Origin of the sequence: Sulfitobacter sediminilitoris (genome assembly GCF_010667575.1) — a bacterium.
In the GTDB taxonomy this organism is placed as follows: domain Bacteria; phylum Pseudomonadota; class Alphaproteobacteria; order Rhodobacterales; family Rhodobacteraceae; genus Sulfitobacter; species Sulfitobacter sediminilitoris.
On sequence record NZ_JAABNT010000002.1, the window covers coordinates 1 to 23,313 of the forward strand.

The window sequence follows — 23,313 nt, forward strand, 5'->3', positions numbered from 1 at the left end:
CTTTGCCAAATCTACACCGATCATTGTATCAATCATATTGCCGTCCTCTCTCTAGCGTGGCCGTGTACGACCACATCTTTGGCACATTGCGATGCCGTATGGGGAGGGCGGCAACCATACCATCTCTGGACGGTCGTAACGGTCTATTTCTACTGGCAGTGGTGGCACTATACCCGGCAAAGCTGGGGTATCTCCCGCGCTTATCGGGGCAAAGACCGCGAGGCGATCTATGAAGATGGTTGGCTGGACCAGGCTATCTTCTACGCGATCCCGATCTTCGGCATCATCAGCCGCTCTGCTGAACAGCATCCGACATTCATCGGAATGGAACTTTGGTCATTTCCTGTCCCGCCCGTGGTTGCAGAGTTCTCCGGCTATTTCGCAATGGCGCTTCTGGTCTATTGGTGCCTCGCCCGTATCCGTGCTGCTGCGCTTGGAAAGCTTGCGACGATACATACGCTCTACATGGCGACGCATTTCGCAATCTTTTATCTGGGTTACATCGCAACCAGCGACATCACGCTGGGGTGGCTCATGATCAATATCTGGCACAACGCCCAGTACATTCTGTTCGTGTGGATGTATAACAACAAGCGGTTCAGCAATGGCATCGACCCGAATGCGAAAATTCTGTCCTATATCTCGCAGAACGGTCGGATGTGGTTCTACATGCTTACCTGCATCGCGGTCACGGGTGTTATCTATTGGGGCGTTCTGAGGACGCTGGACTGGCTCTTCTTTGCAGGGCTTTCCGCGACCATTGTTCTCTACCAGATCGTCAACTTCCACCACTACCTGATCGACACCAAGATCTGGAAGCTCCGCAAGCCAAAGCTGCAAAAGACGCTTGAGATTGACGGCTGATCCATGAATGTTTCGCTGAAGGTTCTTAGCCCCGGAAAACGTCTTGCCGAGGCGCTTGCACCGAACCCGGCGGATAATGCATGGCTTGATTGCCTGCGAGCGCTGGCGATAGCGCTCGTCCTTCTGCGCCACGGGCAGCGGGTTCTGGAAATGGGACCCGCTGCGAGCTTCATCGAAGTCATAAGCGTCAACGGCTGGGCCGGCGTGGACCTCTTCTTTGTGTTGAGCGGCTATCTCGTTACAGCCGGATTACTGCGTAAATATTCGGAACGGGGTTTCATCGACCTGAGCCAATTCGCGGTCAAACGCATCCGCCGGATCGTGCCGGCTTACTTTGCCGTATTGACCCTCGTGCTCATCGGTTACTTCCCATCGTTCGCCGTGCCTGATGAAGACCTCGGCACCCGCGTTCTTTATCACCTGTTCTTTCTACAGGATGTTTTCCCAAGTGATATCAATGTTGTCTTCTGGTCCTTGGGTGTGGAAGCCAAGTATTACGCGCTCGTTCCCTTTTTGCTGTTCCCCATCCTCCGCATCTCGTCCCTGCGCCTGATCCTCTGCCTGGGGCTCATGGCTGTGCTTCTTGGCCCCGCTGTGCGTTGGCTGATTTACGCGACCACTCAGATAGCCGATTACAATGCGTTCTGGCAAACGCTGCGCAGTCCGTTTTATGCATGCCTTGAGCCATTTGCGCTGGGGTTTCTGGTGGCGGTTCTGGAGAAGCGTGGGGTCCTTCGCCTTGGCCCCAAGGCAGCTTCGATGCTGTTTTTTGGTGCGCTGGGTGTTTTGGCGGTCTTCCTGGGTTCTCATATCCTGCTCGAAGATATCGGCACCTGGGACGCCACTGTTCAACCACTGTTCCTGGCATTGATCTTCGCGGCATTGGTTGTCGCCGCGATCAACATGAAACCCATGAAGAGCCAGTATGAACCGATCTGTCGTTTTGGTGCGAGGATCAGCTACTCGCTCTATCTTGTCCACTTTCCCCTCATACCGCTCAGCATAAGCCTGACAAACGCCCTTGGCCTTGGCGTTCCGGCGTTCTGGATGCTTTACACAACCATCAGCATTGCTCATGCCCTGATAATACTCGCCTATATCGAAATACCATTCATGAAATCAAAGAGCCAAGCCCGGTCGATCCTGCCCGCCCAACATAACGGACAGAACGCGGTCAATTGACTGTTCTAAGAAGGGTCACCGCCCGAAAGAATGACTGTCTTCGATTGAGCTCTGGGTACTGACAAGAACGCCAATCCCATCATCTTGGTGATCTTAAATGCGCGCCATGCGGACCTTCGCCGCACCCCACCCCCCGCGTGATGCCCCTCCAACCGAGTCCCGGCTGAGCCATCCGCCGGAATACGGACTGGCAGCCGCTGCCCCAACGCTATTATAGAGAAGCGACACCAAGGGGAGCACGTTCATGTCCGGAACATTCGGCAAAGGCCATCATCTGCATTTGATTGATGGCTCCGCTTTTATCTTTCGCGCCTTCCACGCACTGCCGCCACTGACGCGCAAATCCGACGGCCTGCCCATCGGAGCGGTGTCAGGGTTCTGCAACATGATCTTCAAGATGGTCGAGGACAATCGCGGACCCGACGCGCCCACCCATGTCGCCGTGATCTTTGACAAGGGCAGCCATACATTTCGCAACGACATGTATGATCAGTACAAGGCCAACCGCGAGGCGATGCCCGAAGAGCTGCGTCCGCAAATCCCCCTGACCCGCCGTGCGACCGAAGCCTTCAACATCGCCTGCAAGGAGAAAGAAGGATACGAGGCTGATGACATCATTGCCACGCTGGCCGTTCAGGCGCGCGAGGCCGGGGGGCGCTGCACCATCATCAGCTCTGACAAGGATCTGATGCAATTGGTGGGCGATGGCGTCGAAATGCTGGATGCCATGAAGAACACGCGCATCGACCGCGAGGGCGTTCTTGAGAAATTCGGCGTTTATCCGGAACACGTGGTCGACGTGCAGGCGCTGGCGGGCGATTCCGTTGACAACGTACCGGGTGCGCCGGGTATCGGGATCAAGACAGCGGCCCTGTTGATCAACGAATACGGCGATCTTGAAACCCTGCTGGAGCGTGCCTCCGAGATCAAGCAACCCAAACGACGCGAAACACTGATCGAACATGCCGACCAGATCAGACTGTCACGCAAACTGGTATTGCTGGATGACAAAACCCCGCTCGATTTCACGCTCGACGATCTTGAGGTCAAAGAGCCGGACGCCGATACGCTGCTCGCATTCCTGGCCGAGATGGAGTTCCGCACGCTGACCAAACGGGTGGCAGAACAGATGGGCAAGGAGATGCCCACGATCGAGGACACGCCGGCGCTGCCGGACGCGCCGCAGATCGACGACATCCCTTTTGACGCGGACAAGTACGAGCAGGTCAGCGATGCATCCGCCCTGCAAAAGTGGATCGATGCGATCTACGAGGTAGGCTACGTTGCCGTGGATACCGAGACAACCGGCCTGAACGAGATGACTGCCGAACTGGTGGGCATTTCGCTGGCCACGGAGCCGGGCAAGGCGTGCTATATCCCGCTGATACACAAGGCCAACCGGGGCAATGATCTGTTCGGCTCGGACGATCTGGCCGAAGGCCAGATGCCGCTTGAGCAGGCGTTGGAGATGCTGACGCCCATGCTGGAGGATCCAAGCATCCTCAAGATCGGGCAGAACATGAAATACGATGCCAAGATCTTTGCCCAGATCGGCATCACCGTGGCCCCGTTCGATGATACGATGCTGATGTCCTACGCCCAGCACGCCGGCCTGCACGGTCATGGCATGGACACGTTAAGCGAACGTTACCTCAACCACACACCAATCCCGATCAAACCACTGCTGGGATCAGGCAAGAGTGCAATTACTTTTGACAAGGTCCCATTGGAGGACGCGGTCAAATACGCGGCCGAGGACGCGGATATCACACTGCGTCTGTGGCAGTTGCTTAAACCCCAGTTGCATATGGCGCAGGTCACCCGCGTTTACGAACGTCTTGAACGCCCGCTGGTGCCGGTGCTGGCCCAGATGGAACGTTCCGGCATCAAGGTGGATCGCGACACGCTGTCGCGGATGTCCAACGCATTTTCGCAGAAAATGGTGGGGCTGGAGGATGAAATTTTCGAGCTGGCTGGGCGCAAGTTCAGCGTCGGCTCTCCCAAGCAGATCGGTGAAATCCTATTCGACGAAATGGATCTGGAACTGCCCGACGGAAAGAAACCCAAGAAGGGCAAATCAGGCGCGTGGAGCACGGGCGCCGACGTGCTGGAAGACCTCGCCACCGTGCACGACCTGCCGCGCCGTATTCTTGACTGGCGACAGTTGGACAAGCTGAAATCGACCTATACCGACGCGCTGCAGAACCATATCAATCCTGATACCGGCCGCGTGCACACGTCCTATTCCATCGCCGGTGCCTCAACCGGGCGGCTTGCCTCCACCGATCCGAACCTGCAGAACATCCCGATCCGCACCGAAGAAGGCCGCCGCATCCGCGAGGCCTTTGTGGCCGAAGAGGGCAAGACGCTGGTCGCGCTTGATTATTCCCAGATTGAGTTGCGCATCTTGGCACATATCGCGGACCTGCCTGCGCTCAAGGACGCTTTCGCACGCGGCGATGACATTCACGCCATGACCGCGTCCGAGATGTTCGATGTGCCGATGGAAGAGATGACCCCCGACATCCGGCGCCGCGCCAAGGCGATCAATTTCGGTGTGATCTATGGCATTTCCGGCTTTGGCCTTGCCCGCAACCTGCGCATTCCTCGGGCCGAAGCGCAGGGCTTTATCGACCGCTATTTCGAACGTTTCCCCGGCATCCGCACCTACATGGATGACACCAAGACCTTCGCAAAGGAACATTGCTACGTTCAGACGCTCTTTGGCCGCAAGATCCACACGCCAGAGATTGCGTCGAAAGGGCCGCGCGCCGGGTTCGCCGCCCGCGCCGCAATTAACGCGCCGATTCAGGGCACGGCGGCAGACGTCATTCGCCGCGCAATGATCCGCATGCCGGATGCGATTGCCGATCTGCCCGCCAAGATGCTTTTGCAAGTCCATGACGAATTGCTGTTCGAGGTTGAGCAGGGATCAGAGGATAAGCTGATCGACGCCGCACGCGAGGTGATGGAAAACGCGAACGATCCCGTTGTGAAACTTGACGTGAAGCTGACGGTGGATGCAGGCACTGGCCAGAACTGGGCCGAAGCGCACTGACCGCCATGCAGCCGCCTGTCCTGTATTCGTTTCGCCGCTGCCCCTATGCCATGCGCGCACGGTTGGCGCTGGCCAGTTCAGGTATGCAAGTCGAACTGCGCGAGGTCGTGCTGCGGGACAAGCCGGAGGCATTTCTGAAACTGTCCCCCAGTGCCACGGTACCCTGTCTGGCGACACCTGAGGCTGTGATCGACGAGAGCCTCGATATCATGATCTGGGCCTTGCGTCAGAGCGACCCAGAAGGCTGGCTGGACATGCCGGACACCGGTTTTGAGTGGATCGCCCGCTGTGACGGCCCCTTCAAGAATGCACTGGACCGAACAAAATACGCGACCCGCTATCCGGACGAAGACCCCGACAGGCATCGCGCGCTTGCTTCGGACTATCTGCGCGATCTGGACAGACAGGTCGAGAACTGGATTTTCGACAAGCCGACACTGGCCGATTTTGCAATCCTGCCTTTCGTGCGGCAATTCGCCTTCATCGACAAGCCATGGTTCGATGCGCAGCCATGGAGCCAGCTTCAGCAGTGGCTGGAGCGGTTTTTGTCTTCGCCTCGGTTCGCGCAGATCATGCCCAAATACACACAATGGAAACCGGGCGACACGCCGGTTCTGTTTCCTGCGTCCAGCTGACCGCCTGATTGTGTCCTCCAGACGCGGTCAGGAGGGAATGGAAACACGGCTACTCCTGCCGCACCAGTCTCGCGACCAACCGACGCGTGATCGGTGCGACAACCAAAACCGCAGGGAACGCGACCATCCAGCTTGGCACCCATGCCGCAAACCAGAGATCGAAAAAGTCAGGTACGGCGCCCACCGCGCGCAAAGTCGAAATACCCGATACGAGAAAAGACATCAGTCCAGACAGGATAAAGCCAAAGAGAACAGGGGAAAACCGCGCTGGGATCATGATCTTTTCATCCAATTCAAAGTGTCGCCGGTACGTCCATCGGTGTGGTACTCCGCGCTGATCCAGCCGTCATAGCCAGAGCTATCGATCCGGTCAAACAATGTGCCAAAATCCACATTACCGCTGCCCGGAACACCGCGTTTGGGCGTGTCGCCGATCTGAATATGGCGGGCCAACGGACTGTATTCGTCAAACACCGCGATCGCGTCCCCGTGGATCATCTGCGCATGGTAGCTGTCGTATTGCAGCGCGACGTTCGGCGCATCCACCGCTATCAGGACTTCGGCGGCCAGACCGTAGTCGCACATGAAATAACCGGGCATCGCGGTCTTATTGAGCGGTTCAACCGTCAGGGTCAGCCCGTCTGGTGCACACTCAGCCGCCCAGCACAGATTATCAACGAAGGTTTGCTTGGCCTTCTGCCCCTCAGCTTCGCCCGACATGACGTGAACAAAGGAAACCCCCAGCGCCTCGGCGTAGCGATAGGCGCGCACGATGTCGCGGCGGAAACGCTCCACCATGTCGGGCTGCGCGGCAAAGCCCCTTGGACCGCCGGTATAGTTTGGAGGCGGGGCGTTCAGCAGGATCATCTGCAAACCATTGGCCGTCAGCGCGCGCTGCGTTTCCATGGCAGCGATGTCATAGGGGAAAAGTACCTCGACAGCCTCAAATCCCGCGTCCGCTGCGGCGTCAAAGCGATCAAGATAGGGCAGTTCAGACCAAAGGAAGGTGAGGTTGGCGGCAAACTTCAGGGGCATTCAGGCATCTTGTGGCAATTCATCTGATGGTATGATGCCAAAGAACGCGCCGCCTGACCACACGCCAAACCAACCGTCATGATGTACCCCAAGATCGACAAGCCGGTAAAAGCTCTTGCGGTCGATCAGCGCCTCAAGATTGCGTCGGATCAGCACGTAGGGCGACGGCTCCCCGGTTTCGGGGTCACGAACCACACGGATCGGGTGATCCGGGCCCGCCTTGGCCTGATCGTCGACATTGGTCGTGAACGTCAGCGTCTGGTCCGCTCCCGCACCGGTGACATCGAAATCGACTGCGACAAATGGCGCATCCTCGACCTGTATCCCGACCTTCTCAACTGGGGTGACAAGGAAATAATCGTCGCCCTCGCGCCACAGAATCGTTGCGAAAAGTTTGACCAGTTCCTTCCGCCCGATGGGCGTTCCTTCGTAAAACCATGTCCCGTCACGCTTAATCTGCATGTCCAGATCACCGCAAAACGGTGGGTTCCATTTCTCCAACGGCGGCAAACCGCGCGATTTTGCTGCTTTTGCAGACGCTGCGAGGCTGCTGGCGGTCGGGGTCACAGTTTTTTGTCCGCTCATTGCTTTTGCCATTTCCACTTAAAGAGATAGATTTACACTAACGCTATATAATCCCGAGGAAGCAATTGTCATGACCAAGGCCGAAGACATGGTGGCGCAGATCGAAGCATTGGGCGAAAAGCTCGCCGAGGCGAAGAAGTCCATCACCAACCGTTTCATCGGTCAGGAGCGCGTGGTTGAGCTGACTTTGACCGCCCTGCTGTGTGGTGGTCACGGACTGCTGATTGGTCTGCCGGGGTTGGGCAAGACCCGGCTGGTTGAAACCCTGAGCACCGTGATGGGCCTGCATGGCAATCGGGTTCAGTTTACCCCTGACCTGATGCCTGCGGACATCCTGGGATCGGAAGTTCTGGACACCGCCGAAGATGGCAGCCGCGCTTTTCGTTTCATCGAAGGGCCGATTTTCTGCCAGCTTTTGATGGCGGATGAGATCAACCGTGCCTCGCCCCGGACGCAATCGGCGCTGTTGCAGGCGATGCAGGAAAAGACCGTGACCGTTGCTGGCAAGGACCGCCCATTGGGTGTGCCGTTCCATGTATTGGCCACGCAGAACCCCATCGAGCAAGAAGGCACATACCCCCTGCCAGAAGCGCAGCTTGACCGTTTCCTCGTTCAAATCGACGTGGCTTATCCGGATCGCGATACGGAGCGTGACATCCTGCTGGCAACAACGGGTGAGACCGAAGCCAAGTCCACACAAGTCTTTTCTGCTGAAGAACTGATCGAGGCCCAGCGCGTGTTGCGCCGCATGCCGGTGGGCGATTCTGTGGTTGAAATGATCCTTGATCTGGTCCGGGCCTTCCGCCCCGAAGAAGAAAGCGCCAGCCAGCAGGTGCGCGAAACAGTGGCTTGGGGTCCCGGCCCGCGTGCGGCGCAGGCGCTAATGCTGGCTGTACGCGCCAAGGCGTTGCTGAACGGGCGGCTTGCCCCTTCTGCCGATGACGTGCTTGACATGGCGCGGCCTGTGTTGAGCCACCGAATGGCGCTGAACTTTGCCGCTCGCGCACGCGGAGACAGCTTGCAAGGTCTGATTGATGAAACCGCCGCCACGCTGACCGGGTCAAAGGCCGCCGCGTGAATACGCCCCTCACCCTTCGTGCTGACGCAGAAGATCAGGCGTCCCGGCTGCCCGCCCTTCTGGCGCGGGCAGAACACCTTGCGGGCACGGTCCTGCTTGGGGCGCATGGGCGCAGGCGTGCTGGTGTGGGGGATGATTTCTGGCAATACCGTCCGGCGCAGATGGGCGACAGCCGCCGCATGATCGACCATCGTAGATCGGCAATGGGTGATCAGGAATTCGTTCGCGAACGCGAATGGCAGATTGCGCAATCCGTCATGCTTTGGGTCGATCAGGGCGCCTCTATGCGCTTTTCTTCCGAAAAATCGTTACCGCAGAAAGCAGATCGCGCACGGCTGTTGGGGCTGGCACTGGCCATCATGCTGTTGCGTGGAGGAGAGCGCGTCGGCCTGACCGGGACAGCATTGCCGCCACGCCGGGGTAATCCGCAGGTGCTGCGACTGGCCGAGATGTTTTGTCAGGATGACGAGACTGACTACAGCCCGCCAGAACATCGTGCGATGATCCCGCATGCGCGGGCAGTCTTTATCTCTGATTTCATGGGTGATCTCGACGGGGTGCAAACGGCCCTTACCAAGGCCGCGGACCGGGGCGTGCGCGGTGTACTTTATCACGTGCTCGACCCGTCAGAAGAACTGTTTCCCTTCACGGGCCGCACGATTTTCGAGAGCGTCGGCGGCACGCTGCGACATGAAACGCTCAAGGCCAATGACCTTAAGGACCGCTATCTTGAACGGCTGGCCGCCCGCAAGGCAGAGCTTCAAAGGCTCTGTGCGCTGACCGGCTGGCAATACGGATTGCACCACACCGACCATTCGGCCCAATCCGCGCTGCTTTGGCTGTACGGGGCACTTGATGCACGTGCGGGGGTAGCAGCGTGACGGTTCTGGGTGGCATCGGCTTTACTGCACCGTGGTTGCTGACAGCGCTGCTGGCGCTGCCAATTCTCTGGTTGATCCTGCGGGCGGTCCCACCTGCGCCGATCCGCCGCCGCTTTCCGGGTGTTGCGCTTCTGCTGGGCCTGACCGACGATGAAACAGTGTCGGATCGCACGCCATGGTGGCTGTTGCTGCTGCGGATGTTGGCCGTTGCTGCGATTATTCTTGGCCTTGCAGGTCCGGTTCTGAACCCTGATGTCGACCGGGCCGAGGGGGATGGCCCGCTCCTGATCGTGCTTGACGGCACATGGGCCGGCGCCACCCGCTGGCCGCAGCAAATACAGGCGATCGAGGCACAACTGACCCGCGCCAGCCGGGCCGAGCGCCCGGTAGGCTTTCTCACCCTCACCCGGCCGGATGAACCGTCGTTCCAGTCTGCCGATGTGTGGCGCTCGCGTCTGGCGGGGTTTGCCCCCGCGCCATGGCAGCCATCGCAGGCCGATATTGCCCGCGCCACGGAAATTATGGGCAACCTGCCTGATTTCGATACGCTTTGGTTCAGCGATGCACTGGATTTTGACGGGCGCGACGCCGTGTTAGATACCCTGCAATCACGTGGTGCAGTGGAGGTATATCAGACCGCTGCAAACGTGCTGGCCATCGCCCCGGCAGTCTATGAGAACAATGTCGTAAATCTGAATGTCGCGCGGGCCGTCCCCGGTCTTGAGCGCGAAGTTGTCATTCAGGCCGAAGGCCGTGATCCCGCAGGAAACGCACGTATCCTGGCGACAGCTTTCGCATCCTTTGACCAAGGTGCCACAACGGCAACGGCCGAACTTTCCCTGCCATCGGAACTGCGCGCAAGGATTACCGGGTTCACCATCGCCGGACAGCGGTCCGCCGGGGCCACGACGCTGGTGGATGATGCGCTGCGACGGCGCGAGGTTGCCTTGATCGGAAACGATGGCGGCGAGGAAGGTCTGCAACTCCTGTCGCCGCTCCACTACATCGAACAGGCGCTGGCCCCCACGGCAGACCTGATCGACGGCTCCATCGCGGATGTCCTGCCTGCCAACCCCGATGTGATCGTGCTGGCCGATGTGGCGACATTGTCCGAGGCCGAGGCAAACCCGCTGATTGAATGGATTGACGCAGGCGGCATGCTGATGCGTTTTGCCGGGCCACGCATTGCCGCCAGTGACATCAGCCGTTTCGACGAAGACCCGCTCATGCCCGTCCGTCTGCGTGCCGGGGGCCGCAGCGTTGGCGGCGCGATGAGCTGGGGAGAGCCGAAATCGCTGGAAGCCTTCAAGGAAACGTCGCCCTTCTTTGGCCTGTCGATCCCCGATGATGTCGTGGTGTCAGCGCAGGTCGTGGCGCAGCCTGATCCGACGCTGGCGGACCGTGTGATTGCGTCGCTCAGCGATGGTACGCCACTGGTCACGCGCAAGGTCGTCGGCCAGGGCCAGATTGTCCTGTTCCATGTGACCGCGACGGCAGAATGGTCCACTTTGCCGCTCTCAGGTCTGTTTGTTGAAATGCTGGAACGGCTGGCGGTATCATCTGCCGCAGCATCACCAGACGCAGGCGATCTTGAAGGGACGACATGGACGCCACTGCGGGTGATGGATGGCTATGGTGTGCTGTCAGATGCCGGAAACCTTCCCGGTGTCGATGGGCCGGAACTGGTTTCCGCCCCGGCAGGCCCGTCGATGCAACCTGGCATCTATGGCAACGGCGACCGCCGTTTGGCGCGCAATGTCTTTACTGCTGACAGTTCGTTGGAGCCTGCAAACTGGCCGCTGGATGTGCCGGTGCAGGGATTGGCCGTTGCGCCGGAACAGCCGGTCGCGGGTTGGTTGCTCAGCCTGTCGATCCTTTTGTTGCTGGCAGATGTGGTTGCGTCGCTTGCTCTGTCAGGGCGTTTGCTGGGTCGTACCTCAATAGCTGTGATCGCGCTCTGCGCCCTGCCTTTCCTGGGTTTTGCTCCCCCGGCTTTCGCTCAGTCAGAGCCTGATGAATTCGCCCTCGCCGCCACCGCCGAAGTGTCTCTGGCCCATGTCATCACTGGCAATGCACGTGTTGATGAGATCGCAGCGGCAGGGCTGAACGGCTTGTCAGACACGCTGTTCTTTCGCACCTCTGTTGAACCGGCCACGGCAACTGCTGTTGATCTTGAGACAGACGAGCTCGCCTTTTTCCCGATGCTTTACTGGCCGATCACCCCTGATCAGCCCCGCCCCTCAACCGAGGCTTATGCCAAGCTGAATGACTATCTGCGCTCTGGCGGGCTGATCCTGTTCGATACCCGCGACGCAGATATCGCAAGCTTTGGCGCAGCCAGCCCAAATGGCCGCAAGCTGCAGGAGCTTGCCGCGCCTCTGGATATACCGCCGCTTGAACCTTTGCCGGGCGATCACGTTTTGACGCGCACCTTTTATCTGTTGCAGGACTTCCCCGGCCGCCATAACAGCCGCGATGTCTGGGTCGAGGCTGCTCCGCCGAATGCGGAACAGATCGAAGGCATGCCGTTCCGCAATCTCAACGATGGCGTGACGCCGGTGGTGATCGGCGGCAATGACTGGGCTGCCGCATGGGCCGTGCGCAGCGATGGCGCCCCGCTGTTGCCCATTGGCCGTGGCTATTCCGGGGAACGGCAGCGCGAACTGGCGAACCGCTTTGGGGTGAATTTGATCATGCACGTTCTGACAGGCAACTATAAGTCGGATCAGGTTCACGTGCCTGCCCTGCTGGATCGGTTGGGCCAATGACATCCAGCATCGTATATGACCCGCTGATCCCACTGCCGCTGTTGATCGTTGTCGCGATCATCGCGCTGATCGGTCTGATCCTAGCGATCCTGCGGGGCCTGAATGGCTGGCCGCTGCGCGGACTTGCGGCCGCCGTGGTGCTGGGCGCACTGGCCAACCCGTCCTTCCAGCAAGAAGACCGCGCTCCACTCAGCGATATTGTGCTGCTGGTCGAGGATGAAAGTGCCAGCGGACGGCTGGCGGACCGGGCCGAAGAGACTGCAGACGCGGCCACGGCACTTGCCGCACAGATCACCGCCCGTCCGAACACCGAACTGCGCCGCATTGCCGTGCCTGACGGGGCGGGCGATGCAGGCACCGAAATGATGGCCGCTATCAGCGAGGCATTGGCCGAAGAACCGCGTGCGCGCATTGCAGGGATCCTCGCCATCAGCGATGGGCGCGTGCATGATGCGGACCTTCCGATTGATCTGCCCGCGCCGATGCATCTGTTGATGACGGGCAAGGAAACCGACTGGGACCGCCGCCTGACAGTGCGGAATGCGCCTGCTTTTGCCATCATCGGTGAACCAGTCACCCTGACCCTGCGCATTGACGACCTTGGTGCGGCACCCGAAGGACAAGAGCTTGCACCGCTGGACATCTCTATCGACGGTGAGCCGGCGCAAACCTTCCGAGTGCCAATCGGCCAGGATCTGGAATTGCCCATCACCCTGCCCCACGGGGGGCGGAACGTGATCCGCTTTTCCCTCCCCGAAGCAGAGGGTGAACTGACGGACCGGAACAACGCCGCGCTGATCCAGATGAACGGCGTGCGCGACCGCCTCAGCGTGCTGCTGGTCAGTGGAGAGCCGCACCCCGGCGGGCGGACATGGCGCAACCTGCTCAAGTCCGACAGCTCTGTTGATCTGGTGCATTTCACCATCCTGCGTCCGCCCGAGAAACAAGACGGCGTGCCGGTCAATGAGCTGTCGCTCATCGCCTTTCCGACGCGCGAGTTGTTCATGGAAAAGATCGACGATTTCGATCTGATCATCTTTGACCGCTATCAGAGGCGCGGCATCCTGCCCGCGCTTTATCTGGATAACGTCGCAAGCTATGTGCGCGAGGGTGGTGCGGTTTTGGTGGCGGCAGGGCCGGATTTTGCCACAGCTGACAGCATTTACCGGTCACCGCTTGGCACGGTGCTGCCTGCGACGCCAACCGCGCGTGTGCTTGAAGAACCTTTCAGCCCGACGGTCACTGACCTTGGCAAACGCCATCCTGTCACCACTGATTTGCCAGACAATGGCGATTGGGGCCGGTGGCTGAGGCAGATCGACGTCGCGGACCAGCAGGGCAACGTGGTGATGCAGGGCCATGATGAACGCCCCTTGCTGATCTTGAACCGCGTCGGCGAAGGCAGGGTCGCTCTTCTGGCGTCCGATCATGCCTGGCTCTGGAGCAGGGGATACGAAGGCGGCGGTCCACAGCTTGAATTGCTGCGCCGCCTTGCACACTGGATGATGAAGGAACCGGAGCTTGAGGAAGAGGCGCTGACCGCGACTGCCGAAGGCCAGACGATGCGGATCATCCGCCGCACCTTGGGCGACAGCGTGCCGCCAGTCACCATCACCAAACCCGATGGCAGCACCGAAGAGCTGCCGCTGACCGAGGGCGCCGCTGGTATATTCGAAGGTGTCTATCAGGGACCGGAAATCGGGCTTTACCGGCTGGACAACGGCGATCAAACCGCTGTGATTGGGCTGGGCCCTGCAGCCCCGCGAGAGTTCATTGAAACCATCGCAAGCGGCGAAGCGCTTGATCCGGTTATTTCTTCTTTGCGAGGTGGCGTAGTACGTCTCGAAGACGGCTTGCCCCGGTTGCGCAACGTCCGTGCAGGCCGTCCTGCTGCCGGTCGGGGCTGGCTGGGTATCACCCCGCGCGGCGCTTATGAAACCCGCGATATCCGGCAAACGGCCATTCTGCCGGGATGGCTTGTGCTGTTGCTGTCCGCTGCGCTGATCACCGCAGCCTGGTTGCGTGAAGGGCGTCGGTAGACCCTGCTAAATCGCCCGCAGCAACAAGCCGCCCGCGATAAAGAGCACCGCAGCACCTGCCAGAACCTCTATCCCGGCCATGGCTCGCGCCAGCTGAGCGGAACCGTTTAGCCCTGCCAGAACACCACTGCGCAGCCCTCCGGCCGCAAGTCCAACGAAGATCGTGATCAAAGCCGTCCCCAACGCCATGGCGAAAGCCCCGCCAATGCCAAGCCCGCCGATGCCCATCTGCCATGTGATGATCAGCACGAAAAGCGCGCCGGTGCAGGGTCTGATCGCGATGCCCGCAATCAGCGCGAAGGCCTCGCGCAGCGAACCTGCCTGGTCAACCTGATCCAGCGTCGGTCCGTGTGCATGGCCGCAGCTTGAGCAGACCGCGCCATCGCCCGCATGGGCATGATCGTAAGACCGTGCCAGCAGCTTGCGCGCCCCGCGCCAGACCAGCCACAGACCGATCAGGCCAATCGCGCCATAGCTGATCGGGGCCATCATCGCTTCAGTCACGTTTACCATCGCCTGTCTGCCGATGTTCAGCACCAGAACACCCAGATAAACCAGCGTAACTGCCGTGACAGCCTGCCCAAGGGAGGCCAGCAGCGCAATTAGAGAAAGCCGCAGCATCGGCACCTTGCGGGCAAACCCATAGCCTCCGATCAGAACCTTGCCATGTCCCGGACCCGCCGCATGGGCAAGGCCGTAGGCAAAGCAGGCTCCCAACAGTGCCATCACCGCACCAGCTTCCCCTGCGCGAGCACTGCGGAGGGCGCGGGCGATTGTATTCTGGAAACCGCGTTGCTGGCTCGCCGCCCAGGCGCTCAGTTGATCAAACCCGCCGCTGAGCCAAAGCCAGCCAAGAGCCGCCAGCACGACAAGTGCCGCGAAACTCAGGAAATATCGCATGTGACCATCACCGTACTGGCCAACAGGCCACCGATGTCGGGCAGACCTTCGTCCTGCGGTGTGGTGTCCATGTCCAGCGTATTCAGCAAATCGCGCATTTCACGCAAACGGGCGTCAATATCGGGCATATCGATGCTGTGGCGACATGCATCAAGGCCGGAAATCCGCACAGGCAGCGTGATGTCATACGCGGTATAATACGTCGCATCATAGGGCTTCACATCAATCCGCGCACCAACGTGCTGGTCCGGATCCACGCGGCGCACATGGGTCGTCGTGATCCGGCCATCGTTGAACACGGCGGTTGCCTCCATCGGACCGGACAGGGGCAATTCACGCCCCTCCTGCATGATCACAAGATCGCCGTTAAAGCCTTCGGTCCACTGCATATCGAATCCGGTGAGGTCCGCCAGCTCTGTGGGTGTAAGAACGCCGTCGAAATCGGGATCAAGCCCGCGATCCTCTGTGATCAGCAGCGAATAGAATTCGTCGTAGGCCCATGTGACCTTGACCTCGGTTAGCCGACCTTCGGCGTCAAAACGCAGGTCCAGACCCGTATCCACAAAGATATGCGGATGGGCTGCCAGCGGGCTGGCAAGCATCACGGACAGCATAAGGACAAGAGCGTTTTTCATGGTGAACCGGACATATAACATCACCCTGCTACCGGCAATATCCCCAGCGGCGGATTCGTGCTACTGCAGTCGGATCTGAACGCTTGCCGCACGCCCCTTGGCATCGATCACCGAAATGCGCGAGAACCCCGGTCCTGTCATCGGCAACAACGCGTCGCGATGGCGCAGGTTGGTCAGAACCGGTGCGCCATCCACCAACACCGTCAGCGGCAAGACACCTGCGCTGAGCTTGAGCGGCACCGGCTCGCCTGTCATCCGCAGGACCGCGCCGTCGGGAGGAAAGCTGACCTGCGGCGCATCACGGGCCGGGGCAAAAACCGCGTCCCGGCTCCGAAAGCGCTGCAAAGGTTTGGGCAGGGCTGCCGTGCTCAGGATCAGGGTTTCGGGCGGCGGTGGCGGCAAAGGCGCGGCGCGCGCCTTCAGTCGGCCAAATGCCTCGAACAGAACGGGGGCAGCGAGATCACCGCCAAAGGCACCCGGCACCGGGGTTCCGTCGGGGCGCCCTAGCCAAACGCCTATTACATGCGCCCCGTCAAAGCCGATTGCCCAAGCATCCCTGTGGCCGTAGGACGTGCCGGTCTTGAAAGCGATGTGCCGCGCATCAGCAGCGCTGCCTTGTGGCGCGGATATGCTGGCAAGGATATGCCCTACCTGCCATGCTGCACTGCGCGACACGATCCGATGTGATGACTGATTTGCCTGTCCCGTGCGCCAACTCAACGGGCGGACCTCCCCCCCATTTGCCAGCCCGCCGTAGAGCTGCACCAGATCATTCAGCGTCAGGCCAACACCGCCCAAAGCCACGGCCAATCCTGCCTGACCGCCCGGCACTTGTGGTTGCGCGCCGCCTTTGCGCAGGGTCGCCAAAAGCCTTGCCGGTCCCAGCTCTTGCATCAGCAGCACGGGCGGAATGTTCAAAGACAATTGCAACGCCTTGCGCAGCGTCAGTTGACCGCGGAATTGGCCGTCGAAATTCTGCGGCGCATAGCGGCCAAAGGAGACGGGCACATCATCAATCAGCGTGTCAGGATGCGCCAGCCCCTGATCAAACGCCAGCGCGTAGATGAATGGTTTCAGCGTTGAGCCGGGAGAACGGACAGCGCGCGTCATGTCAACGAACCCAAGGCGCCCACCGGTGGCGGCATAGGCTGGTGATCCGACCGAGGCAAGCACCTCTCCGCTTTGATGGTCCGCCGCTACGATCGCGGCGGAAACGCCCTGCGGCTGCCCCCGGACGGCTTGGGCCGCAAGCTCTGCTATCTGTTTTTGCAGGCCTGCATCCAAGGTCACGTCATGCCGCTGGCTCAGCGGGGATTGCCGACGCATCTGGTCAGCTAAATGCGGGGCAAGGCGTGCGAAAGGACGCATGGCGGCAGGCACAGGTGCCGCGCGTAAGTCCTCCGGCGCATTCACCCGGTCCAGCACACGGGCGCGGGCAGCTTGGGCAATATCCGGGTACCGGTCCGGGCGGCGCGCCTCGGGTGCTTGCGGCAAGGCCACCAGCAAGGCCGCTTCGTTCATGCTCAGGCGTTTAGGCTCCTTGCCGAACCAGGCAAGCGATCCCGCACGCAATCCTTCGACCGGACCACCATAGGGGGCGTGGGCAAGATACAACTCAAGTATCTGCGCTTTGCTCAATCGCCGCTCCAGCGCCAGCGCAAGCCGAACCTGCCGCAGCTTGCCCGCCAAGCGCCCGGTGCCTGAATTCTCCAGAAGGCGGGCCACCTGCATCGTCAGCGTGGAGCCTCCTGACACCACCTCGCCTGCCCAGATCGCCTGCACCGCAGCGCGCAGTGCGGCCAGCGGATCAACACCTGAATGGGTGTAGAACCGTTTGTCCTCGTAGGTGATCAGCATCGACAGGAAATCCGGGTCGACCTGATCAAGGTCAGGCGCCAGACGGATGCGACCATCCTCAACCGGAAAGACACGCATCAAGGTGCCATGGCGGTCCCGCACTTCAACCGATGTTTCAACCAGAACCGGCGGTACCTTGGTCCCTGCGACCCAGCCGTCGAAAGCATCACGCAGGCCAGCCCCCAGCCCAAGGGCGAGGACCAGCCCAAAGAGTGCGTACCGCCGGATCATGGCGTCACAGTCACCTGACCCGTCGCGGTGTTGGCGCGGTACTCAGGGCGGTACATGTCTTCAACGGTCGCTGCGGGGTGATGGTAGCGTCCCGGCGTGACCGCGCGCACGGCATAGGCCAGCCTGAACGGCTCTGCCTTTCGATGATCGACAGCGGCGATGAAGCGGTCGCTCCGGAACTCCGCTGTTTCCGGCTCTTTCGTCTTGAGCCAGTCAAGCGCGCCAATGTCGCCACTGCGCAGAAGGTTCGGATTGTCGATCTCAAACCCGGCGGGCAGCGGATCATCGACGATCAGCCGCGCGCCGATATCCTCAAACGGTGTTACTTCGATCACCACGACCAACCGGTCACCCGACGCGACAGGCCCCTCTGCCGGTGCGCCGTCCATCGTGTAATAGCGGCGCGTAATCTTGTAGCCATACCCATCGGCAGCCGACGCAACCTCTGGAACACCGTAAGCTGTCATGGTCACATCCATTGGAACGGTACTGATGTTTTCAATCACTGACACCTGCGTGTCTGTATCGTCCATCCGTTTGACCACCGGGCCGTTTGCCACCTGCCCGTCGACCCGTAGCCCCGGTACTGCATCAGAAGAGCTGAGCGCATGGGCGGCCATCACGACCTGCGCAGCTTCCTGCGTGGATAGTCGTCCGGTGCCCCGATGCACCAGAGACACAAGGCTCGCCCGATCAATGGCGGCGCTACCTGCTTCTGCGGTCAGCTTCAGCACAGCGGCTGTGTCGCGCAGCGGTGTGCCGAAATCCACACGCCAACCGCGATTGTCGCGCTGTCCCACCAGCATCGCACCGGCACGCCGGAACATTGCATCGGCCCGGACCGGATCACCATAAGACGCCAGCGCAGCACCAAGCTGTGCTGCGGCAAGTGGCGTGGCAAAATCCTGCGCCTTGGTATCGGCATAGTATCGCAGATCTCCCATGCTTGCGGCACCCTCACGGGCCAGCACCAGAAGGGCATAGGCGATATCCTCTCCTCCGTTGTCAAAGTCGGGGGCATAGCTGATCCGGTTGCGCAGGTTGTCCATGGCAAGACTGAAGGCCAGATCAGGCACGGTATGCCCCTGCCCGCGCGCCCGCGACAGGAAATCAGTGACGTAAGCATCCAGCCAGAACTCGCCCGAACCGGCCCGCCACAGGCCAAAGGCACCGTTGCTAGATTGCCGTGTAAGCACCCGTGCGATGGCCTTGCTGATCTTGTCGTCAATGCGCTCCGGCTCTCCCAGTCCGGCGGCTTGTGCCATCGAACTGAGGTAGAGCAGCGGCATCGCGCCTGAGGTGACCTGTTCAGTACAGCCGTAGGGATAGCGATCAAGCTGCCGCAACAGTCCCGGCACATCGAAACGCGCAAGCGGGCCTGCGGTCAGCGTTGCCGATCCGGTGCCCAGCCGCAGTCCGGCAAAGACATTCACGTCAAAGCTGAACTTCTCCCCGACACCAAGGGAGAACTGCCGCGTCAGCGCGGTCTCTGGATCATTGTCGCGGACTGGCAGTGTCAGCACCTTGCGCAGCTCTACGCCATCAGGAGTGGTAAGCACGACAGTGATCAGATGATTGCCAATCTCTCGGGCTGTCACCGGGATCGCCAGCCGTTCCGATCCTTGGTCATTCAGGGTCACACTGGTCGGCACGTCGCCCAAGGCCACGCCTGCATCGGCATAGACCTGAACAGGCATCTCGCCTGCCCCGCCATTAGCGTGAACCAGTTCCAGCAAGAGACGGCTTTCATCTTGAGGGGCCAGGAACCGTGGCAAAGATGCGGTCACGACCACCGGGTCCTTCGCCACCACGTCTTGCGTCGCATCGCCAACAGCAGTTGGTGACCACGCCACGGCCATCAGCTTGATGGTCCCGTTAAAGGCGGGCTTGATGATCTCAACCTCCGCGCGGCCGTCCGGCCCAACCTCAACCGGACCAGTGAAAAACGCCATCAGTTTCTCGGTCGGCGGCGGTGATTGCACCTGTGCACTGGCGGCGGCATCCCCGCCTGAACGCACCGTACCCATCGCGCCGTTCATGCCGTCAATCAGGCGCCCGTAGATATCCCGCATCTCGACGCCCAGCCTTCGCTGGCCAAAGTAGTGATCGGTGACATCGGGGGCTTCAAATCCCGTGAGGTTGAGGATACCGACATCGACTGCGGCAAGGGTGACATAGCCCGTCTCGCCTGAAGCGACCCCGTCAACCTGTACCGCTGCACGTATGGTGCCTGCTTGACCATCGACGACGTCGGGCGCATCGACGCGAACGGAAAGCGCCTTGTCACCGGGTGCCACGGCGGCATGGGCCACGCCGAGCTGTCGCGAAGGGTTCAGCCCCGCTGAAACATCCATTCCGCGAAGCACCGACACGGTGACATAAGCCCCGCTGCCCCAATCCTCTCCCACATCAAGCGCGACGGAATTCTCACCCGGACGTACCGGCACCACCCGTCGTTCGACTATCCTGTTTGAGAGCACGGAGATCATCGCAACGCCATCACCCTCGGCCACCAGCCGTAGTGTCGCCGTGTCGCCGATGTCGTAGCGTTCCGCATCAAGGGACATTTCCAGCCGGTCCGGCGTATCGGTTGACCCATCGTTGCCGTACCAACCGGAATGGAACGTGACCGAAGACGCTGAATATGGTGCGCCGACACGCTCCACCACGATCTCGTACATTCCCCATTCGGTAGGTGCCGATACAGTCGTTGGATCCTCGCCCAGCATGATTTCACCGGTGTCTACCCGAATGCGCCGGGTAACGGGTTCCCACTCCCAATTGCCGTATAGCTGATACCATTGATAACGGGTTTCGACCTTGTTGACGGTCCAGCGGACGGCCATCGGAATCGCAGCGCCGTCAGGCGACACTGCAATCAGATCGAATGCGGCCTCAGCCCCTTCGGCGATTACGTCATCAAACAAGGGTTTGATCCCGATCAGGGCGGCATCCGACGTCACTGGCTTGGTCACGCGCCGTTCAACAGGACGGCCTGACCCCTCTGCAACGCGCAGGATGACCTCGGCCTCAAGCTGGGTTCCGGGGTTTTCGTCCAGGGTCGGCAATTGCAGGGCCAATGTCGCCTTGCCCTCCGCATCGGTCACGGCACTCTGAATGATCCGGGTCTGGGTGCGGAAGGGTGTATCATGCCGACCAAAGAGGTATCCCGCCCAAGTATCCAGCGTGCGCGTCGCACGCAGCCGCACATCGCCTTCCACGGTCAGGTCGGCCCCCGGCGCGCCAAAAAGATAGCGGACATCGACCGTCAAAGGGGGCGTCTGGCCCAATCTCATTGGCGCATCCGGCAGGGTAATGTCGAAATCGATCCGCTCGGGCAGGAAATCCTCGACCAGCACCGTCTGGCTTGCCAGCACGGGGGCATCTACGTCCGAAAGGATGTCCAGCCGCCAGGCCCCGTGCGGCACATCCGGGCCCAAAGGCAATGCAAAAACATGCCCCCCCGCCTTGGCGTTCTGGCTCAGCTGTCGGCTATACTCCACCCCGTCGGGACGTTTGAGGATGGCCGTCACCGGCAAGCCCTCCAGCGCCTGCGACTGCGCATCGCGGGTCAGGGCGGTGGCATAGATCGTCTCGCCCACGCGGTAGGCACCCCTGTCGGTTGTCAGAAACGTGTCGATGGGGGGCGCAGGCGGGTGGCCCTCGACGCCCCTGTCGGACAGATCGAACGCCGGGTCCGTCAGCGGCAAAAAGGCAATGTCCACCGCCGCATCCTCGGCCATCACAAGTGCGGGCTGTGCTGCCCCTGATCCACGCGTCAGACCTGCCGGGAAGCGTGCGAAACCGTCTGCATCGGTCACCGCCGTACCCAGCACGGCATTGGCGCGGCTGATCAGACTGACGGTCACGCCCGATTTGGCCGATGCGTCGGCAAGGCGCCTTACCGCCACCTGCATGCCATCCACGCCAGACCACGTGGAAAGGCCCAGATCAGACAGAACGAACCACTGCATTGCGGCGGCGTTCTCGTAAGGGTCCTGACCCGGTATGGCGGCGCTCAATGCGTAAATACCAGGGGGCTGATCCGCCAGCGCCTCCCCCATGAGCAGGCGCGTTGTCATGTCGACGTTCAGGTCATTTTGTACCTCTGCCTGACCGGTCCAGACCTCTTGGGCGAGGTTCTGCGCAAACTGATCATCCTCGTAGGCGCTGAGCGGCCTGCCGAAATAGCTTTCCCGAATGGCGCGTACAAGGTTGCGGTCGCTGACCCGGCGCAAGCGAAGATCAAGCGTTGAGGCATTGACCGTTTCGATTGGGAGCGCCGCATCCGCACTGCGCGGCAGGACATAGGCGCGGCCCGGAAAACGGACTGCTGGCGTCCGGTCGCGGACGTAAAGCTGCAGGCGCACGTCCTTGTGCAAGGTTTCTCCGCTGGCAGCGGGCAAGCCTGCACGGAAGGTCACACCATAGCGCTGACCGTGTTCCACCCCGTCAATGCACAGCTGACTGTTCTGCGCCTGCACGACCAGCCCGCGCCCCTCGACGCGCACGAAAGGTTCGTAGTCCACACCGACCTGCACCAACTTTTCAGAAAACTCAGCGCAGATGCGCGGCGCGGCGGCGTCATTGTCAACCCGGTGTTCGGTGATACGAAAACCATACTTGCCAATGGCATCGTCCAACGCCTGTTCGATATCTTGCCGAGGCGAAATGCCAAGCGCCAGACGCAAAGCGGGGATCATGTCGCGCCCGCGCCGGTTGGCCTCAAGTGCGCGCGCCATAACGCTGAGCCCCTCGACCTGCACAGTGGGCTGATCAGCGCGCAGATAGGCGTTGATCGCAGCCAGCAAGGCCTCGCGCCGGAATTGGCGGCGCTCCGCGCTTTCACCGTTTTCTGCCCGGATCAGGGCAAGGCGTGCGTAGCCCGCCCAGATCTCCCCCCGGTCGGTCAGTGCCGCAGTCTTGCCTGCCCAGCGCAACGCTGCGCGTGTATCCCCGGCCTGCTCTGCCTCCGCCATGGCGGCAGTCAGATCCTGCACCGTTTCACCGGAAAAGGAATAGCGTGCGCTGTTGGTCGCGACAAAGCCGCGTGCGGCATTCAGACCCGTTTCATCAAGAAATCCAAGGTCAGAGCGCCTTGCCGTTTGGGTGGCCAGAACGACCGCATCGGTGGCAACCTTTTGTGCGGACAATGCCCCTTGGTACGGCTGCCTGTCCGTGATGGCCGACTTTGGAAAACAGGCGTTGTTACGCTGGTTATAGGTAAAGGCGATGCACGCCTCTTGGGCCGAACAGGCACGCGCACAAGCCTCTTGGCTGGTGTCAAAGAGATTGGTCAGATCAGCGCCATAGAAATCCACATCACGGGAATAAAGGTACCGGTGATCGGGCACGGCGTTTTGGGCCGCTGTTTGGAAAACCCCCAGGATCAACAGGACGAACGACAGCGCAAGGCCATGCAAAGGGCGCATCAGAAATCTCCTTTTGAAATGCCGTCAGGGTGCCACGCGGCTTGCGATGCGGCAAGTCTGGCGTCAGATTTAAGCAGATGTTCACCGCGCTGGTTCAGTGTGCGCCCCACGACAGGAACCCTTTGGAGCGGCG

At 60.6% G+C, this 23,313-nt stretch carries 15 protein-coding genes; 8 read left to right on the forward strand and 7 right to left on the reverse strand.

Annotated elements, in window-relative coordinates; all coding sequences use genetic code 11:
* The 4 genes from GV827_RS02920 to GV827_RS02935 form a co-directional block, all read left to right on the forward strand.
* The coding region (locus GV827_RS02920; RefSeq protein WP_204325695.1) for a hypothetical protein at positions 1–864 on the forward strand (864 nt) is incomplete at its 5' end.
* A 3-nt stretch (positions 865–867) separates the two neighbouring features.
* Positions 868–2,046: an acyltransferase family protein gene (locus GV827_RS02925; RefSeq protein WP_164352215.1), complete on the forward strand. Its 1,179-nt coding sequence runs from the start codon at positions 868–870 to the stop codon at positions 2,044–2,046.
* A gap of 244 nt (positions 2,047–2,290) precedes the next feature.
* Positions 2,291–5,104, forward strand: coding sequence for a DNA polymerase I (gene polA / locus GV827_RS02930; protein ID WP_164352216.1), 2,814 nt, complete (start codon positions 2,291–2,293; stop codon positions 5,102–5,104).
* A 5-nt stretch (positions 5,105–5,109) separates the two neighbouring features.
* Complete coding sequence (locus GV827_RS02935) at positions 5,110–5,739, forward strand: glutathione S-transferase (protein ID WP_164352217.1); 630 nt, start codon at positions 5,110–5,112, stop codon at positions 5,737–5,739.
* A 49-nt stretch (positions 5,740–5,788) separates the two neighbouring features.
* Here the strand turns inward: GV827_RS02935 and GV827_RS02940 are convergent, their stop codons facing one another.
* Genes GV827_RS02940 through GV827_RS02950 form a run of 3 tightly spaced genes read right to left on the reverse strand, consistent with a single transcriptional unit; the run spans position 5,789 to position 7,359 of the window.
* Positions 5,789–6,016, reverse strand: a complete 228-nt coding sequence (locus GV827_RS02940) for a DUF2798 domain-containing protein (RefSeq protein ID WP_164352218.1) — start codon at positions 6,014–6,016, stop codon at positions 5,789–5,791.
* Complete coding sequence (locus GV827_RS02945) at positions 6,013–6,774, reverse strand: hydroxypyruvate isomerase family protein (RefSeq protein WP_204325696.1); 762 nt, start codon at positions 6,772–6,774, stop codon at positions 6,013–6,015. The genes GV827_RS02940 and GV827_RS02945 overlap by 4 nt, the downstream gene beginning before the upstream one ends.
* Positions 6,775–7,359, reverse strand: coding sequence for a DUF1285 domain-containing protein (locus GV827_RS02950; protein WP_164352219.1), 585 nt, complete (start codon positions 7,357–7,359; stop codon positions 6,775–6,777).
* A gap of 70 nt (positions 7,360–7,429) precedes the next feature.
* Here GV827_RS02950 and GV827_RS02955 point away from each other — a divergent pair, with 70 nt between their 5' ends.
* From GV827_RS02955 to GV827_RS02970, 4 genes are read left to right on the forward strand one after another with little or no spacing between them, the layout of a single operon-like run.
* Positions 7,430–8,437: an AAA family ATPase gene (locus tag GV827_RS02955; protein WP_164352220.1), complete on the forward strand. Its 1,008-nt coding sequence runs from the start codon at positions 7,430–7,432 to the stop codon at positions 8,435–8,437.
* A complete protein-coding gene (locus GV827_RS02960; RefSeq protein WP_164352221.1) occupies positions 8,434–9,318 on the forward strand; it encodes a DUF58 domain-containing protein in 885 nt (294 codons plus the stop codon). The genes GV827_RS02955 and GV827_RS02960 overlap by 4 nt, the downstream gene beginning before the upstream one ends.
* On the forward strand, positions 9,315–12,086 hold the full coding sequence (locus GV827_RS02965) for a DUF4159 domain-containing protein (RefSeq protein WP_164352222.1): 2,772 nt from the start codon (positions 9,315–9,317) through the stop codon (positions 12,084–12,086). The genes GV827_RS02960 and GV827_RS02965 overlap by 4 nt, the downstream gene beginning before the upstream one ends.
* Entirely contained in the window at positions 12,083–14,125 is a 2,043-nt protein-coding gene (locus GV827_RS02970; RefSeq protein ID WP_164352223.1) for a hypothetical protein, read from the forward strand. The genes GV827_RS02965 and GV827_RS02970 overlap by 4 nt, the downstream gene beginning before the upstream one ends.
* 6 nt (positions 14,126–14,131) lie before the next feature.
* Here GV827_RS02970 and GV827_RS02975 read toward each other — a convergent pair whose 3' ends face one another.
* The 4 genes from GV827_RS02975 to GV827_RS02990 are packed head-to-tail and all read right to left on the reverse strand — an operon-like array spanning position 14,132 to position 23,180.
* Entirely contained in the window at positions 14,132–15,025 is an 894-nt protein-coding gene (locus GV827_RS02975; protein WP_164352224.1) for a nickel/cobalt transporter, read from the reverse strand.
* On the reverse strand, positions 15,010–15,660 hold the full coding sequence (locus tag GV827_RS02980; RefSeq protein ID WP_164352225.1) for a DUF1007 family protein: 651 nt from the start codon (positions 15,658–15,660) through the stop codon (positions 15,010–15,012). Before GV827_RS02980 ends, GV827_RS02975 begins: the two co-directional genes overlap by 16 nt.
* A 60-nt stretch (positions 15,661–15,720) precedes the next feature.
* A complete protein-coding gene (gene pbpC, locus GV827_RS02985; RefSeq protein WP_164352226.1) occupies positions 15,721–17,748 on the reverse strand; it encodes a penicillin-binding protein 1C in 2,028 nt (675 codons plus the stop codon).
* Positions 17,745–23,180, reverse strand: a complete 5,436-nt coding sequence (locus tag GV827_RS02990; protein ID WP_164352227.1) for an alpha-2-macroglobulin family protein — start codon at positions 23,178–23,180, stop codon at positions 17,745–17,747. Before GV827_RS02990 ends, pbpC begins: the two co-directional genes overlap by 4 nt.
* Between the last annotated feature and the right edge of the window lie 133 nt (positions 23,181–23,313).

Coding starts and splice junctions, on each gene's coding strand:
- GV827_RS02950 (WP_164352219.1), bottom strand. CDS start 7,359: ATGAGCGGACAAAAAACTGTGACCCCGACCGCCAGCAGCCTCGCAGCG.
- GV827_RS02925 (WP_164352215.1), top strand. CDS start 868: ATGAATGTTTCGCTGAAGGTTCTTAGCCCCGGAAAACGTCTTGCCGAG.
- GV827_RS02945 (WP_204325696.1), bottom strand. CDS start 6,774: ATGCCCCTGAAGTTTGCCGCCAACCTCACCTTCCTTTGGTCTGAACTG.
- pbpC (WP_164352226.1), bottom strand. CDS start 17,748: ATGATCCGGCGGTACGCACTCTTTGGGCTGGTCCTCGCCCTTGGGCTG.
- GV827_RS02970 (WP_164352223.1), top strand. CDS start 12,083: ATGACATCCAGCATCGTATATGACCCGCTGATCCCACTGCCGCTGTTG.
- GV827_RS02990 (WP_164352227.1), bottom strand. CDS start 23,180: ATGCGCCCTTTGCATGGCCTTGCGCTGTCGTTCGTCCTGTTGATCCTG.
- GV827_RS02940 (WP_164352218.1), bottom strand. CDS start 6,016: ATGATCCCAGCGCGGTTTTCCCCTGTTCTCTTTGGCTTTATCCTGTCT.
- GV827_RS02935 (WP_164352217.1), top strand. CDS start 5,110: ATGCAGCCGCCTGTCCTGTATTCGTTTCGCCGCTGCCCCTATGCCATG.
- GV827_RS02980 (WP_164352225.1), bottom strand. CDS start 15,660: ATGAAAAACGCTCTTGTCCTTATGCTGTCCGTGATGCTTGCCAGCCCG.
- polA (WP_164352216.1), top strand. CDS start 2,291: ATGTCCGGAACATTCGGCAAAGGCCATCATCTGCATTTGATTGATGGC.
- GV827_RS02955 (WP_164352220.1), top strand. CDS start 7,430: ATGACCAAGGCCGAAGACATGGTGGCGCAGATCGAAGCATTGGGCGAA.
- GV827_RS02975 (WP_164352224.1), bottom strand. CDS start 15,025: ATGCGATATTTCCTGAGTTTCGCGGCACTTGTCGTGCTGGCGGCTCTT.